Below are 255 nucleotides of genomic sequence, written 5' to 3' on the forward strand. Positions count from 1 at the left end.
TCAGTACAATAATACTGGATTTCAAACGATGCCAGAAGCGCCAACAGTTTTTCCAGCGTTTTTTTACTGCGATCGCCAAATACATGTGCGATGATTTGCCTCTGGTTTGGTTCCCACGCATACCCGAGCCAGCGTTGATTCTTCTTGTTGCCGACCAATGACCACTGCTGGTGAGTAGACCTACCCAGTCACCTGGGCAGATCCCTCCTCAGAACCGGACATGCAGAACTACCGCATCCGGCTCCCGACAGACCC

Annotated in this window: 1 pseudogene; it reads right to left on the reverse strand. The window is 51.8% G+C overall.

Going from position 1 to position 255, the window contains the following annotated elements:
- Positions 1 to 170: pseudogene (locus Xkoz_RS19470) on the reverse strand (IS1 family transposase); the annotation flags it as partial.
- Positions 171 to 255 lie beyond the last annotated feature (85 nt).

This window comes from Xenorhabdus kozodoii (genome assembly GCF_002632875.1).
Lineage (GTDB): Bacteria > Pseudomonadota > Gammaproteobacteria > Enterobacterales > Enterobacteriaceae > Xenorhabdus > Xenorhabdus kozodoii.